The 15,414-nt window shown below is 38.4% G+C and carries 14 protein-coding genes and 1 pseudogene; all 15 read right to left on the bottom strand.

The features are described from left to right. Window positions 1-8: 8 nt before the first annotated feature. A pseudogene (gene rnhB, locus ARSQ2_RS03460) lies at window positions 9-587 on the bottom strand (ribonuclease HII). Then, window positions 584-1,732 carry a lipid-A-disaccharide synthase gene (lpxB, locus tag ARSQ2_RS03455; protein WP_181994375.1) on the bottom strand — a complete coding sequence of 383 codons (1,149 nt, stop codon included), beginning with the start codon at window positions 1,730-1,732 and terminating at the stop codon, window positions 584-586. Before lpxB ends, rnhB begins: the two are co-directional and overlap by 4 nt. A 49-nt stretch (window positions 1,733-1,781) precedes the next feature. Beyond that, window positions 1,782-2,579 (bottom strand): acyl-ACP--UDP-N-acetylglucosamine O-acyltransferase, encoded by a 798-nt coding sequence (lpxA, locus tag ARSQ2_RS03450; protein WP_181994374.1) that lies wholly within the window; start codon window positions 2,577-2,579, stop codon window positions 1,782-1,784. A 14-nt stretch (window positions 2,580-2,593) separates the two neighbouring features. Next, window positions 2,594-3,046: a 3-hydroxyacyl-ACP dehydratase FabZ gene (fabZ, locus tag ARSQ2_RS03445; protein ID WP_181994360.1), complete on the bottom strand. Its 453-nt coding sequence runs from the start codon at window positions 3,044-3,046 to the stop codon at window positions 2,594-2,596. A 113-nt stretch (window positions 3,047-3,159) separates the two neighbouring features. Further along, on the bottom strand, window positions 3,160-4,200 hold the full coding sequence (lpxD, locus tag ARSQ2_RS03440; RefSeq protein WP_181994359.1) for a UDP-3-O-(3-hydroxymyristoyl)glucosamine N-acyltransferase: 1,041 nt from the start codon (window positions 4,198-4,200) through the stop codon (window positions 3,160-3,162). 3 nt (window positions 4,201-4,203) lie between these two features. Further along, entirely contained in the window at window positions 4,204-4,695 is a 492-nt protein-coding gene (locus ARSQ2_RS03435) for an OmpH family outer membrane protein (protein WP_181994358.1), read from the bottom strand. Between the two features lie 60 nt (window positions 4,696-4,755). Next, window positions 4,756-7,158: an outer membrane protein assembly factor BamA gene (bamA, locus tag ARSQ2_RS03430; RefSeq protein ID WP_181994357.1), complete on the bottom strand. Its 2,403-nt coding sequence runs from the start codon at window positions 7,156-7,158 to the stop codon at window positions 4,756-4,758. Between the two features lie 33 nt (window positions 7,159-7,191). Beyond that, a complete protein-coding gene (rseP, locus tag ARSQ2_RS03425) occupies window positions 7,192-8,547 on the bottom strand; it encodes a sigma E protease regulator RseP (RefSeq protein ID WP_181994373.1) in 1,356 nt (451 codons plus the stop codon). Window positions 8,548-8,552: 5 nt separating this feature from the next. Next, window positions 8,553-9,413: a phosphatidate cytidylyltransferase gene (cdsA, locus tag ARSQ2_RS03420; RefSeq protein WP_238334294.1), complete on the bottom strand. Its 861-nt coding sequence runs from the start codon at window positions 9,411-9,413 to the stop codon at window positions 8,553-8,555. Between the two features lie 9 nt (window positions 9,414-9,422). Next, complete coding sequence (gene uppS, locus ARSQ2_RS03415; RefSeq protein ID WP_181994356.1) at window positions 9,423-10,178, bottom strand: polyprenyl diphosphate synthase; 756 nt, start codon at window positions 10,176-10,178, stop codon at window positions 9,423-9,425. Window positions 10,179-10,398: 220 nt separating this feature from the next. Continuing rightward, the gene (gene ispC, locus ARSQ2_RS03410; protein WP_181994355.1) at window positions 10,399-11,601 is read right to left on the bottom strand and encodes a 1-deoxy-D-xylulose-5-phosphate reductoisomerase; all 1,203 of its coding nucleotides are present in this window, start codon (window positions 11,599-11,601) and stop codon (window positions 10,399-10,401) included. A gap of 145 nt (window positions 11,602-11,746) precedes the next feature. Continuing rightward, the gene (frr, locus tag ARSQ2_RS03405; RefSeq protein ID WP_181994354.1) at window positions 11,747-12,304 is read right to left on the bottom strand and encodes a ribosome recycling factor; all 558 of its coding nucleotides are present in this window, start codon (window positions 12,302-12,304) and stop codon (window positions 11,747-11,749) included. Window positions 12,305-12,422: 118 nt separating this feature from the next. Next, the gene (gene pyrH / locus ARSQ2_RS03400) at window positions 12,423-13,151 is read right to left on the bottom strand and encodes a UMP kinase (protein ID WP_181994353.1); all 729 of its coding nucleotides are present in this window, start codon (window positions 13,149-13,151) and stop codon (window positions 12,423-12,425) included. Between the two features lie 311 nt (window positions 13,152-13,462). Further along, complete coding sequence (gene tsf, locus ARSQ2_RS03395) at window positions 13,463-14,314, bottom strand: translation elongation factor Ts (RefSeq protein ID WP_181994352.1); 852 nt, start codon at window positions 14,312-14,314, stop codon at window positions 13,463-13,465. Between the two features lie 152 nt (window positions 14,315-14,466). Further along, the gene (rpsB, locus tag ARSQ2_RS03390) at window positions 14,467-15,192 is read right to left on the bottom strand and encodes a 30S ribosomal protein S2 (protein WP_181994351.1); all 726 of its coding nucleotides are present in this window, start codon (window positions 15,190-15,192) and stop codon (window positions 14,467-14,469) included. Window positions 15,193-15,414: the final 222 nt, after the last annotated feature.

The following is a 15,414-nucleotide window of genomic DNA, read 5'->3' as shown; positions in this document are numbered from 1 at the left end:
CTCAGTACTCAGCGAACAGGCGCAAAACTTTTGCGATGAAACTGTGTTGCACTATGTGCTGAGCCAGTTTTTCTAAATGAAATGCCGTTGGGTAGCCTTTATGTTGAGCAAAACCATATTCTGGATAAAGCATATCTAACTCGCGCATTTCCCTATCTCGAGTCACTTTCGCTAATATTGACGCGGCACTAATTTCCTGCACTAAACTAGCACCTTTAAAATCGCCTGAGAAGGTACAGCAAAGCCTGGGCTCTTATTGCCATCGACCAAAACAAAATCAGGCATAGTGGTAAGTGCCGCCACTGCCCTGCGCATGGCTAAAAAAGTTGCCTCCAATATGTTGATTTTATCAATCTCTTCAGGCTCTGCACGCTCAATGCTTCAACACAATGCTTTGTTTTGAATTTCAATATAAAGTGCATTACGCCGCTTTTCGGTTAATTTTTTTGAATCCGCCAAAATCCTATTATCGGCTATTTTGGATCTAAAATCACGGCGGCTTTCACTACTGCTCCAACTAAAGGTCTTCGACCAACTTCATCAACACCCGCAATAAATTTTGCTTTAGGATAAATAAAACTATTCATTTTATATTTAGCTCCAAGACAGCCTCTGCCGCTTGTTGATCAGCATGACAACGGATACTTTGATGTAGTTGCAAGAAGGTTTGTTTTAGCTGCTCAACCTTTTTTTCGTCGATTAGTAAAGACTTAAGTGAGCCAGCTAATTGTTCAGGTTGACAATCTTGCTGAATATATTCTTTAACCAATTCTTTGCCCCCCAATAAATTAGGCAATGAAATAAAAGGGGTTTTAACCAAACGTTTAGCGAGCCAATAAGTAATTGATTTCATTCGATATCCAACTACCATCGGACATTTTGCTAACATACATTCTAATGAAGCTGTTCCCGAAGCTAATAAAGTTACATCGGCTGCGATCATAGCTATCCGCGCTTGGCCATCTAAAATTTTCAGTGGTAAAGTTGGCGAAATCTCACGATAAATCGCTTGAAACTGCTGCCGGCGCTGTTGATTGACGATAGGAACTAAGATTTCCAAATGAGGAAAGTCTTTTAGCAAAATTTGGGCTGCGTGCAAAAAGTCTCGACTTAACATTCCAACTTCGGCCCGACGGCTACCCGGCAAAATGGCCAAACATTTAGCATCATGGGCTATATTTAGTTGTGCTCTGGCAGCCTGTTTATCAGGCTGTAGCGGTATGATATCAGCCATCGTATGGCCGATAAAACGGCAGGGAATGTTGTAACGGTCATAAAACCTTTTTTCGAAGGCTAACAAAGCAAGCACCAGGTCGGTCGCCTCCCCTATCTTGAAAACACGATCTTGTCTCCACGCCCAAACAGAAGGACTGACGTAATGAATGGTTTTGATCGCTGTTTGCTTTAATTTTCGCTCAAGGGTAATATTAAAGTCAGGCGCATCTATACCAACAAATACATCAGGTCGCAATTTAGCGAAACGTTTAGTTAGGTCAGCTTGAATTTTTAATAATCGCGCTAGTCGACCCAAAACTTCAACAATCCCCATCACAGCAAGCTCTTCCATTTCATACCAGGCTTCACAGCCCTCAGCTTGCATTAATGGGCCTGCGACACCGACAAAACGCGCATTAGGGACTTGCTGTTTTAGCGCACGAATAAGACCTGCACCAAGTATGTCGCCTGATGTTTCTCCTGCAACGAGACCAATAGTCAAAGGTCGTTGTTGAATTGCAACTTGATGACTATTCGCCAAAGATTTCTCCTATTCAGGTTGTTTGTTAACGAATAATTCCGCGGTTAGATTGCGCTGAATTTTCTAAAAAATCACTCAGTATTTTTACCTGTTGATTCTTTTCACCTAGAACTACCAATTCTTGTCTGGCCTCACCTAGCGTTTTACCAGATCGGTAAAGGATTTTATACGCATTCCTAATCGCATGTAGTGATTCTTTATCAAAGCAACGACGTTTTAAACCTTCAATATTCACACCATAAGGAGTCGCATGATTACCTTGCGCAATTACATAAGGCGGAACATCTTGGGCAACACCAGAGCAGCCACCAACCATAACATGAGCACCAATTTGGCAAAATTGATGTACCGCACTCATACCACCAATGATGGCATAATCATCTAGTTTAACATGTCCACCAAGCGTACCGTTATTAGCAATTATACAATAATTGCTTAGCAAACAATCATGGGCTATATGGGTATTTACCATCAATAGATTATCATGACCTATTTTGGTTAAACCTACGCCTTGTAGGGTTCCACGGTGAATGGTACAACTCTCCCTAATACGATTGCGATCACCAATCTCAACTCGAGTTGGCTCTCCTTGGTATTTTAGATCCTGATTAATTTCACCTATCGTGACAAACTGAAATATCTGGTTATTACAACCAATTTTGGTATTGCCATTGACAACCACATGAGATTTGAGTGTGGTATCTGCACCAATTTCAACCTGAGAACCAATATAGCAAAACGGGCCTATGTGGACATTTGCACCGATAATCGCGCCCTCTTCAATAATAGAAGAGGGATGAATAATCGCTGTTTTATTAATCATATCAGCCCTCATTTTTACGCTTCTTGGCTGCGAGCACACATCATTGTCGCTTCACAAACAACTTTTTCATCCGCTTTTGCAATACCGTTAAAACGCGTCAAACCACGCTTAGTTTTAACAAACGTTACCTCAAAAATCATCTGATCACCAGGTTGCACGGGATGTTTAAATCTTGCTTCGTCAATACCAGCAAAATAATAAAGTTCGCCAGGCTCTAATTTTCCCACACTCTTGAAGGCTAGAATACCAGCCGCCTGAGCCATTGCTTCAAGAATTAATACCCCCGGAAATATTGGTTTACCCGGAAAATGACCTTGAAAGAAAGGTTCATTAAAAGAGACATTTTTTACTGCTCGTAAAAATTTACCTTCTTCAAAATCCAATACACGATCAACTAACAAAAAAGGATAGCGATGGGGTAACAAACCTAAAATTTCTTCTATATCCAGAGTATGTTTATCACTCATAGAAAAGACTCTTCTTGTTTAAATTTAAAAAATTATATATTAATAATGCGGCCTGCTTTAACCCTCAATAAGGTAAGCTGCAGGCCGCAATTAACAAATCTACACAGCAGTATTTAGTTATCTTTACTAAAACTAAAACTAAATATCTTACGTTCTAGTGCCTTCATACGCTTGGCCATTTCATTAATATTCATGACTAAAGCGGCTGTTTTTCGCCAAACCTTATTTGGCTGTAAGGGGATGCCAGAAGAGTATATTCCCGGCTCACTAATTGGACGTATTACCATTCCCATTCCGGTTATAGTAACTTTATCACAAATTTCCATATGTCCATTAATGACGCTGGCACCACCAATCATACAATATTGGCCTATTTTTAGGCTACCGGCCATAATAACACCACCGGCAACAGCACTATGATCACCGATAATCACATTGTGAGCAATCTGACATTGGTTATCAATGATAACCCCATTACCAATTATTGTATTCTCTAGTGCACCGCGGTCAATGGTGGTACAAGCACCAATTTCAACATTATTTCCAATAATAACTGTACCTAATTGAGGTATTTTTATCCATTGGCCTTTTTCATTTGCATAGCCAAAACCATCTGAACCAATAACTGTCCCAGATTGGATAAGACACTGTTCACCTATCTCGACACTATGATAGACAGAAACATTTGCCCATAAACGCGTAGAGTGACCGATCTTGATATTTTTACCAATAAAGCAACCTGCGCCAATAATAACCTGATTACCTAATGTCGCCCCTGACTCAATAACGGCATTAGCGCCAATGGCAACATCTTCGCCGAGCTTAACATTTTCCGCAATAACCGCTGAAGGATGGATATTTTGTGCAGGTTTTGGCGTGGTATCCAAAATTTGAGCTAATCGAGCATAGGCAAGATAAGGATCTTTAACCACTAATGCGGCTATTTTACTCTCGGCTAGATCCTCTTTCTTTAATACCACAGCAGCAGCTTTGCATTTTGGCAATTGCGTTAGATAACGGCTATCCGATAAAAAAGTAATTTGCCCTTCCTTCGCTAAATGCATAGGCGCAATAGCGGTAATGGTAATATTACCATTACCATGTAGCTGGGCGTCCAATCGCTGGGCTAAATCAGCTAATCGAATAGAAACCATCTATTATTTAACCTTCTTAATAACCAGATCGGTAATATTTTTCAGGTTAGAACTGTTTTCCGGATAGAGAACCGCATTTACGCCAACAACCACGTCGTAACGCTCTTTTTCTGCAACCACTTTAGTTGTCGTCTTTATCGTTTGCAATATTTTATTGCGCTCTTCTTGCTGACGACGTTGGTTATCTTGTTCAAATTGCTGTGCTTTTTGAAGAAAATCTTTCCGCTTAGCCTCAAACGCTTGAAGATCTTTTTCATTAGACTTAGCGGCGCTTTTTTGCAATTTTTCTGCCCGAGCCTGTAAATCTTTTTCCATATTTTGCAACTCATTAGCGCGTCCTTTGAACTCTTTTTCAAGTTGCTTAGTTACCGCTTTACTGGTTGCTATGTTCTGAAAAACGTCACCGACGTTAATAACGGCAACTTTTTCTGCATAAGCACTGGCAGATACAGATAAAATCAAACCTAAACTTACTGAACACAACAATTTTTTCACACTAAACTCCTTATCTCTTATGATCTGACCACAAGCGAATCGATGAATTGAATTGACGTTTTACCACGTCCTAGCAACATTAAACTGAAACTCTTCAGATTTGTCACCTTCATAATCTTTTATTGGCTTGGCATAAGAAAAGACCAGCGGACCAAGTGGTGACATCCATTGTAATGCAATCCCTGTCGAAACTCGAATATTGGATGCCTTGCCATAGTCAGGCATTCCTGCTCTCCAGCTTGCGGGGGTCTTACTCCAATTCGAATCCCAAACAGTACCCGCATCAATAAAGAAAGAAGTTCTAATCGAATTAGCATACTTTTCATCAATAAACGGGGTTGGCGTAATTAACTCTAATGAGGCTGTTGCCATTGCATTGCCGCCAACAGCATCCGTTGAGGGACTACCAGATTTTGGACTCACTGCAACATTTTTTTCTTTAAGATAAATTGCTTTAGGGCCGATATTATTGGAACGAAAACCACGTACCGTACCAGCACCACCAGCATAAAAGTTTTCATAAAATGGTAATTCTTTTCCACCAAAAGCATTACCATAACCTAAGTGTGCCCGGCCTAATAATACCGATTTGTTATCCTCATCAATGGGATAATATTGAGATGTATCAAACCGAATCTTATAGTATTGATTATTAGAACCGGGAATGGTGATTTTACTATTTAATGAAGTTTTATTGCCCGCTGTCGGGAAGAAACCACGATCTAAGTTATTATAAGTCCAACCTAAATTAAGGTTAAAATCATTAGCATTATAGCGCGCTTTATCATCAAAATTAGGATGTTCGCCCATACTTTGTAAATAACGCCACATTCCAACTTGAGCTTTCATATCAGACAGGGAGTTATGAACAAAACCTGCGCCAATTCGAAACGAATTATTTTCATTAAAAGGAAAACTCAAGGTACTATCAACACCATAAGTCTTATTATTATAGCGTGAAAGATCCGCATCTTTGGCACTAAAATCATTATAGAATAATCGGCCACCCAATCTCACACCATTAACGGTAAAATAAGGATCGGTTAATGATAATTCCGCATAAGTCGAATAATCATTCTTGCTTGCACTAATACCAACAGCATTACCAGTACCAAGCCAGTTTTCTTGTTGAACACCGACTTGGAAACTGATACCACTTTCAGTACCAAAACCAATGCCGAAATTCATCGAGCCGGTATTACGTTCTTTAACTTTATAGACCACATCAACTTGATCAGGTGTACCAGGTACACGTTGCGTTTCAACGTCAACGGTTTCGAAAAAACCGGTCCGATTTAATCGTTCTTTCCCTAGGTTAACCAAATCATTGCCTAACCAAGCGCTTTCCATCTGACGCATCTCGCGACGTAAAACACAATCTTTACTAACATTATTGCCGACAAAACGGATTTGGCGAACATAAAAACGGCTACCTGCATCAACATTCACATGCAGTTTAACGGTTTTATCTTCATCATTGATTTCAGGTTGGGTAATAACACGAGGATAAGCATAACCATAACGACCCAGGAGATCCTTAATTTTGTTCTCCATGTTAGTAACTTCAGTACCATTATAAAGCGAAGAAGGTTTGATGGTGATTAATTGGTTGATTTCATCATAATGGCCAGCAATTTCGCCATTTAACTCAACGCCGGATATGGTATATTTATCGCCTTCTGTCACATTGATAGTAACATAAATACCTTTCTTGTCAGGTGTTAAACTTACATTAGTTGAGTCGATATTAAATTTGGCATAACCTCGGTCGAGATAAAAACTGCGTAGGGTTTCTAAATCACCTGCCAGTTTTTGTTTCTGATATTTTTGATCTGCAATAAAATTCCACCAGGGTACATCATCACGTAATTGAAAACGATTTACCAATTCACCCGTGGTAAATGCTTTATTACCGACGATATTAATCTGTTGGATCTTAGCTGAAACGCCTTCAGAAAAGATTAATTTTAAGTCAACACGATTACGCGGTAGCGGTGTGACTACTGCTTTAACTGTCGCATTATACTTACCAACACTGTAATAAAAATCTTCCAGAGCCTTTTCGATATTCGCCAGTTTTGTGCGATCAAGGGCCTCACCAACACGAATATTGGAAGCCTCAAGATTTTGCTTTAATAAATCGTTTTTAACCGACTTATTACCAGAGAATGTAATGCTTGCAATAGTTGGCCGCTCTTTTACTTGAACTATAAGCGTATTTCCATCACGCAAAACTCTAACATCTTCGAAATTACCCGTTGAAAATAGCGCTCGAATAGTACGACCTATATTGTCATTATTAATCGTATCTCCTACCCGAACAGGTATATTCAATAATGCTGCACCAAGGGGGACGCGTTGAAGACCTTCAAAATGAATATCTTGAACTACAAACCCGTCTGAACCGTATGCAGTAGCGCTGCCAAATAGCAGCGATGCTATGAGCAACTTTTTTATCGCCATTGTTGTTATGAGTATTCCTAACTAGTTTCTCTCTTAAAGACGAGAGAAATCATTGAAAAGTGCAAGCCCCATTAATAATATCAATGCAATAGCACCAATACGATAGCTCAAGTCTTGTACACGCTCAGACACTGGTTTTCCTTTAATTTTTTCGATTAACAAGAAAAGTAAGTGCCCACCATCTAATACAGGCAAAGGAAACAGGTTAATGATCCCTAAATTGACACTAATTAATGCAATAAAAATCAGATAATACACTAAGCCAGATTCAGCGGAAATCCCGGCTCCTTTTGCAATAGAAACAGGTCCACTAAGATTAGTGAGTTTAATATCACCACTGACCAATTTACCTATTATGCTAACTGTCAACTTCATCAACTGCCAAGTTTTATCCGTTGCCTGGTACAACGCATAAAACGGACCATATTGCTGAGTGATTTTATACTCATCTGCAAGTAGTATTACTGATAATTCAAGCCCGGCAAATCCAATTTTCCGCCCTTTAGCTATGGTTTTTACTGCTGGTGTTAACGTTAATTGCTGCTGTTCACCTTGTCTTTCGATGGTCAATAACAATCGAATATTAGGACTTTGCCGAACAAAATAGGTGAATGGATGCCAAACATCTATTATCTGATCACCCACTTTTACAATTCTGTCTCCTACTTGTAAACCTGATAATGCCGCCGCTGAACCAGCTTGAATATTACTTACAATGGGATCTTGCCTGGCACTAACTGGCATAATTCCCAAAGATAAAAGCGGATCCTGAGTTTCTGGATCAAAATGCCATTCCCGCAAATCAATCACTTTTTTTATCGGCGTTGAATTTCCAATAGGTAAAACCTTCATGCTTAATTCTTCATCACCAATTTTACTAATTAAGGCGAGACGAACTGTGTTCCAGTCAGGGGTTTCGATACCATCTATTGATTTTAGTTCCATACCTGGTGAAATATTTGCTTGCTCAGCAATCGAGTTTGACTGAATATCTTCAATGACTGGGCGCACGGAAGGGATACCAATAATGAAAACTAACCAATAAATAAATATTGCCAATAAAAAATTGGCTATTGGCCCTCCACTAATCACTGCAGCACGTTGTCCTACTGTTTTATTATTAAAAGCAAAATGGCGACGTTCTGGTGCTACAGCGGCTACTCGCTCATCTAGCATTTTAACATAGCCACCTAACGGGATCAGGGCGATAACAAATTCTGTACCATGACGATCGACTTTACGCCATAAGGTTTTGCCAAAACCAATGGAGAAACGCTCAACATAAATACCACAGCGCCTAGCCACCGAGAAATGGCCAAATTCATGTACGATAATTAGCACACCTAATGCAATAATCAATGCCGCTAAACTCCAAACAAATCCCATGATATACCTTAAAAACTAAAAAATGACAATGTCAATCCTGCAAAAACAGGTATAGCCGCGGTCAAACTATCGATTCTATCTAATACCCCACCATGTCCAGGAATTAAATGACTACTATCTTTGATGCCAGCCTGACGTTTAAACATACTTTCCGTTAAATCACCAAAAACAGAAATAATTACAACAATAACAGAACAAAATAGTAAATTCTTGGATATTAATAAAACAGGAACAAATAAACTAAATAGCCAGGCTATAATACCTGCTGTCAGGATTCCACCGAGCATACCCTCCAAGCTTTTACCAGGAGAAACTTTCGCCGCCAATTTATGTTTACCAAATAAATGTCCAAAAAAATAAGCGCCACTATCTGCACTCCAAACTAATAGCATGACATAAAGCACCGACCAAGCACCGATAAAATTGTCAATATGATAATCGACGCTTTTTAACACCAACATGCCACAGTAAAAAGGTAAAATGGTTAAAACACCAAACAAAATTTTTAACATTACTGACTGAGACCAGAATCGAGCAGAAGCAGGAAAAGTGACAACCAATATTATCGCAACTAACCACCAAACTAACCCAGCCGATAAAATATAAATAATCAAAGGCTCTGTTGTTAATTGACTGAGATCCTGAAATGACAATTGTAAACCCAATAAACAAATACCAAATAAAACAGCAGATATAATTCGTTTAATCTGCACTGTCCAGCCAATAAATTGGCTCCATTCCCAAGCAGCTAGCGAGCAAATAACAATGATAACATAACCAAATAAGTTAGGACGTAAGAAAAAAAGTGCCGCGATAACTAATGGAATAAGTATGATAGCTGTTATGATACGAGCATTTAAGTTTAGCAAAAGAGACCCCTATTCTTCATTGATATCATCAGGCTCAGTGTTACCAAAACGTCGTTCACGCTGATTAAAAGCCACAATTGCATTTTTGAAAGCTTCCTCATCAAAATCAGGCCAGAGAACATCGGTAAAATAAAATTCAGCATAAGCAATCTGCCATAAAAGAAAATTACTGATGCGATATTCTCTCCCAGTTCTAATAACTAAATCAACGGTTGGTTGATCATGTAGATTAATAAATTCATTTACGGTATCTTCGTTAATATTTTCTGGTAATAATGAACCCGCCTTAATTTTCTCTGCAATAAGTCCCATTGCATGGGTAATATCCCAACGACCACCATAATTAGCGGCAATATTGAGTTGTAATCCGGTATTATTTGCTGTTAAGTCAACCGCGTGTTTGATACACCTTTGTAATTTAGTTTTAAATCGGCTGATATCGCCAATAATCGTTAATTTAACATTATGAATATTTAAATTTTTAACTTCATCATCCAGAAACCAAGTAAAAAGTTCCATCAGAGCAGTAACCTCAGTTTCTGGTCGATTCCAATTTTCACTACTAAACGCATAGAGCGTTAAAGACTGAATCTCATTTTCAACAGCAAATTTAACCGCTTTTTGTACCGCTTCTGTTCCTGCTTGATGCCCTTTAATTCTTAACTTTCCATGTTGCTTCGCCCATCGTCCATTACCATCCATAATAATAGCAACATGCCTCGGAATTCGTTGCTGTGAGCTATCATTATCATACATAAGTTTCATGCCAAAAAAGTTCCTGTACTATAAGCTAACATAACTATTGCGCTTAATTATTTTGGATAATAAAAATAAAATTACTTAAGATGAATCAAAAAATTTCCATATTTACTAATAAGTTAATAGTTTGCTCTTTATTCATTTTTGATATTCTTAACCCATTATAATTTTATAAAAATTTAATCTGAGATAAATATAGAAACATTTGAGCAGTTAAAATTCTTTATTAATAGGATATTGCTAATGTTTCAATATAATTAATTGCCATTTGACGCGCTTGACTATCAATCGCTAACACTGCATCAATGCTATCAGGTTGAGGCAAACTTAACCTTTCTACTGTATCCAAATTAACTTGCGCAATATCAGTAAATCGAAGCTTTCCGGCCAAAAATGCAGCAACAGAAACTTCATTCGCAGCATTTAAAATTGTGGTTGCTGCTTGCCCATTATGACAAGCATCAATCGCTAATTTCAAACAGGGGTAACGTTGGTAATCTGGAGCAATAAAAGTTAATGAAGATAATTGTTTAAAATCAAGTGCCGCTGCACCTGAAGGGATACGATCTGGATAAGCCATACTATAGGAAATCGGTGTTCTCATATCAGGCGTACCTAATTGAGCGATCACACTTCCATCCTGATAGCGTACCATGGAATGAATAACAGATTGTGGATGAATAATAACTTCAATTTGTTCGGTTGAAGCATTAAAAAAATACCGAGCTTCAATATACTCAAGCCCTTTATTCATCATCGTTGCCGAATCAACCGAGATCTTACGCCCCATAGACCAATTAGGGTGATTGCAAGCTTCATTAGGCGTCATGTTCTTAAGAGAAGCGAGCGGAATTTCACGAAAAGGGCCACCCGAGCCAGTTAATACTATGCGCGTTATTCCATGTTGTTCAAGATTAGCAAAACCTAAATTACGCTGAATTTCAGTCGGTAAACTTTGAAATATCGCATTATGTTCACTATCAATAGGCAGGACCTGAGCAGCATATTTTTTAATTGCGTCGAAAAACAGTTGCCCACTAGTAATTAATGACTCTTTATTGGCTAATAAAATACGCTTACCTAGACGAATCGCAGCTAATGTTGGCATTAATCCAGCAATTCCGGTAATTGCGGACATCACTTGATCAACATTATCAAGCGCCGCTAGTTCACAAACTCCCTTTTGGCCTGCTAAGACTTCAGTTTTACATCCGTGTTTATTTAGTATGCTTCTTAGATTATTGGCTGATTTTTCGTCTGACATAGCAGCATATTGTGGCTGGAATTCTAAGCATTGCTCAACCATAGTAGCCACATTTTTATGTGCAACTAATGCGATAATTTTAAATTTCGCTGGATTTTTTTTGACTACTGATAGTGTCGTTTTACCAATTGAACCCGTCGAGCCTAAAATTGTCAGACGTATCATTGTGATATATATGCTCTACTATTTAATTAAAAAGAATTATTCTTAACTCAGCTGTATAGCATAACATAAAATGGAGCAATAAATTTAAAGATATAATAAAGCCATACTTACTTTTATATAGCTTATGGCTTTATTATAAAAATGTTTAAAATTCCATCAATTCTTTTTCTTTTTGCTCCAGAGCTTCATCAACTTTTTTGATAAAATTATCGGTCAACTTCTGGATTTCATCTTGTGCTCGACGTTCATCATTCTCACTAATTTCTTTATCTTTTAGTAATGCTTTGATTTTATCATTTGCATCACGTCGCGCATTACGAACAGATACACGTCCCTGCTCAGCATCATTACGGACAACTTTAATAAAATCCTTACGTCGTTCTTCCGTCAACGGTGGTAAAGGCACCCGTATTATGGTTCCTGCTGAAGAAGGATTAAGACCTAGATCTGATGCCATAATCGCCTTTTCCACTGCTGGTGCTAACGTACGATCAAATACAGTAATGGCGAGTGTACGTGAATCCTCAGCGGTAATATTCGCTAACTGACGTAACGGCGTTGCAGCACCATAATATTCAACCATGATACCATCCAATAAACTTGGCGATGTACGGCCGGTACGAACTTTATTAATTTGACTTTTCAATGCTTCGACGCTTTTTTCCATACGCTCTTGAGCATCTTTTTTTATTTCATTAATCACATTTAAATCCTTAGCAGCTAGTTATAAATATTTAGGCTATAACCGATAACTCAATTCAATTATTTTAACGATGCTGATAATATCATACCGCCAAAAATCATCCGTGTCTCTCAGGAGATTAATCACACGAGATTAACGTGCCTTCATTTTCACCTATCACAATTCGACGTAACGCACCAGGTTTATTCATATTAAAAACGCGAATAGGTAAATTATGATCACGAGCCAGCGTAAATGCTGCCAAATCCATCACTTTTAATTCCCGTTCTAATACGTCTTGATACGTTAATTTATTATAAAAAACCGCATCTGAACTCTTTGATGGATCAGCAGAATAGACGCCATCAACTTTGGTTGCTTTTAAAACAACATCCGCCTCAATTTCTATCCCTCGTAAACAAGCCGCTGAATCTGTTGTAAAGAAAGGGTTGCCCGTTCCGGCCGAGAAAATAACAACTTTGCCATTGCGAAGCAAACTAATCGCCTCAGCCCAACTATAATTGTCACACACACCATTTAATGGTATTGCAGACATCAGTCTGGCATTAATATATGCACGATGTAAAGCATCACGCATGGCTAATCCATTCATTACTGTCGCTAGCATTCCCATATGATCACCAACTACACGATTCATCCCAGCATCGGCTAGCCCTGCACCACGAAATAAGTTGCCACCACCAATAACGACACCAACTTGTATCGCTAACTCCACCAGTTCCTTAATTTCTTGTGCCATACGATCTAAAACACTCGCATCAATACCAAAACCTTCTGAACCTTGTAGAGCTTCGCCACTAAGCTTAAGCAAGATACGTTGATATACTAGTTTTGCATTAGTTGCCATGGTGTTTCGTCCTGAGCAGATAAATTATTGAAGGTTTAAAATTCTTAGTTCAAAGTCTGAATGTAAAATACTTGATTAATTACTTTTCTTCATTACTTTAGAAAAAGATAATTTAACTTTAGAAAAAGATAATTTAGTCTAAATACTAACTCTAATCCGTTGAATTAAGCATATGCTGAATTAAATAATTTAGTGGCATATTTACACATAAATTATCATTGATAATGTATTATCAGACAGATAAAAATAAATTATCGATATTAGATAAAACAGAACCGCCTACTGGCGGCTCTATTTAACAATTGGTATCATTATTTACTCATTGCCGCGACTTCAGCAGCAAAATCAGTTTCTACTTTTTCGATACCGTCACCAACTTCAAAACGGATAAAGTTAGTCACTGTTGCATTTTTCTCTTTTAGCAACGTACCAACTGTTTTACTTGGATCCATAACAAATTGTTGGCCAGTTAAAGAGATCTCACCGGTAAATTTATTCATGCGGCCAGTTACTATTTTTTCGGCAATTTCACGAGGTTTACCAGATTGCATTGCTATATCTAATTGAATTTGATGCTCATGAGCGACAACATCGGCTGGTACATCTGCCGGTGTAACATATTCGGGTTTGCTCGCCGCAATATGCATAGCAATATGTTTAATAAACTCACCATCCGCACCGTTTGCAGACACAAGAACGCCAATACGAGCACCATGTAAATAACAGCCGATTTTTTCACCTTCTAGGATCTCGACTCGGCGAATATTAATATTTTCACCAATCTTGGCAACGATTGCTGTACGTTCTTTTTCAAATTTTGCCTTTAATTCTTCAATATTTGACAATTTATTTTTCACAACGAATTTTAGTATTTCATTACAAAATGCTACAAAACTCGCATCCTTAGCCACAAAATCTGTTTCACAATTCAACTCAAGCAATGCACCAAATTTGCCATCGGCAGAAATTTCCGCCATTATTACACCTTCAGCAGCCACTCGGCGCGCTTTCTTAGCCGCTTTTGCTTGACCTGATTTACGCATATTATCGATAGTTAATTCAATATTTCCATCAGCTTCAACCAATGCTTTTTTACATTCCATCATACCTGCACCAGTACGTTCGCGCAGTTCTTTTACCAAAGCAGCGGTAATTCGAGACATGTGATTTATTCCTCAATCTATCTGATGGGAAATCATCCCATGCAGACAATTCTCATTCTTATAAGTAAAAAGGAGCTAATTAGGCGCCTATAACCAATACATTAATACTTTGTCCATAAGGGCTCTTCTATACTAACGAAGATCTGGCCTTATTATTCAGTCTCTATCAAGTTTTCTTCTGGTTTAATCCCCTGATCTTTAGAACGACCTTCATGGACAGCTTTCGCAACTGCATCCAGATACAGTTTAACTGCACGGATCGCATCATCATTACCAGGGATGATATAATCAACACCATCTGGATCAGAGTTAGTATCAACAACCGCAAATACAGGGATACCTAAGTTGTTTGCTTCTTTTATAGCAATATGCTCATGTTCCGCATCAACAACAAATAAAGCGTCAGGCAAACCGCCCATCTCTTTAATACCACCCAAACTATTTTCTAGCTTGCTAAGCTCACGGGTACGCATCAACGCTTCTTTTTTGGTCAACTTATCAAAAGTACCATCCTGAGATTGTGCTTCTAAATCTTTCAGGCGCTTAATAGACTGACGAACGGTTTTCCAGTTAGTCAGCATACCACCTAACCAGCGGTGGTTAAGAAAATACTGATCACAACTATTAGCGGCTTCTTTTATCGATTCGCTTGCTGCGCGTTTAGTGCCAACAAACAGAATTTTGCCTTTTCGTGAAGCCATTTTAGTCAATTCAGCTAATGCTTCATTGAACATTGGAACAGTTTTTTCCAAATTAATGATATGCACTTTGTTGCGCGCACCAAAGATGTAAGTTTTCATCTTTGGATTCCAGTAACGAGTTTGGTGACCAAAGTGAACGCCCGCCTGAAGCATATCGCGCATGGAAACAGTTGCCATTTAAACCTCTATAACTTAGTAAATTGGGGTTATGCCTCCACAGATCCCATTTCCCGACTCATTAGCTGTAGATTTCCCTACATAAGAGCACCCCGGAAAATGTGCCGATCTGTGTGTGTTATAACACAGTTAAGTTTATGTTATAGCTAATCTATATTTTTCTATTATAAAATACATAGAATGCCGGCACGCTTTATATCATAAAATAACCAAAAACACCAG

The organism is Arsenophonus endosymbiont of Bemisia tabaci Q2, from assembly GCF_902713415.1.
Classification (GTDB): Bacteria; Pseudomonadota; Gammaproteobacteria; order Enterobacterales; family Enterobacteriaceae; genus Arsenophonus.
The sequence above is the reverse complement of the archived record's forward strand: the minus strand, read 5'-3'. Positions and strand labels throughout refer to the sequence as shown.

Coding starts and splice junctions, on each gene's coding strand:
- lpxD (WP_181994359.1), bottom strand. CDS start 4,200: ATGGTTTCTATTCGATTAGCTGATTTAGCCCAGCGATTGGACGCCCAG.
- ispC (WP_181994355.1), bottom strand. CDS start 11,601: ATGATACGTCTGACAATTTTAGGCTCGACGGGTTCAATTGGTAAAACG.
- uppS (WP_181994356.1), bottom strand. CDS start 10,178: ATGAAACTTATGTATGATAATGATAGCTCACAGCAACGAATTCCGAGG.
- rpsB (WP_181994351.1), bottom strand. CDS start 15,192: ATGGCAACTGTTTCCATGCGCGATATGCTTCAGGCGGGCGTTCACTTT.
- pyrH (WP_181994353.1), bottom strand. CDS start 13,151: ATGGCAACTAATGCAAAACTAGTATATCAACGTATCTTGCTTAAGCTT.
- tsf (WP_181994352.1), bottom strand. CDS start 14,314: ATGTCTCGAATTACCGCTGCTTTGGTAAAAGAACTGCGCGAACGTACT.
- fabZ (WP_181994360.1), bottom strand. CDS start 3,046: ATGAGTGATAAACATACTCTGGATATAGAAGAAATTTTAGGTTTGTTA.
- bamA (WP_181994357.1), bottom strand. CDS start 7,158: ATGGCGATAAAAAAGTTGCTCATAGCATCGCTGCTATTTGGCAGCGCT.
- lpxA (WP_181994374.1), bottom strand. CDS start 2,579: ATGATTAATAAAACAGCGATTATTCATCCCTCTTCTATTATTGAAGAG.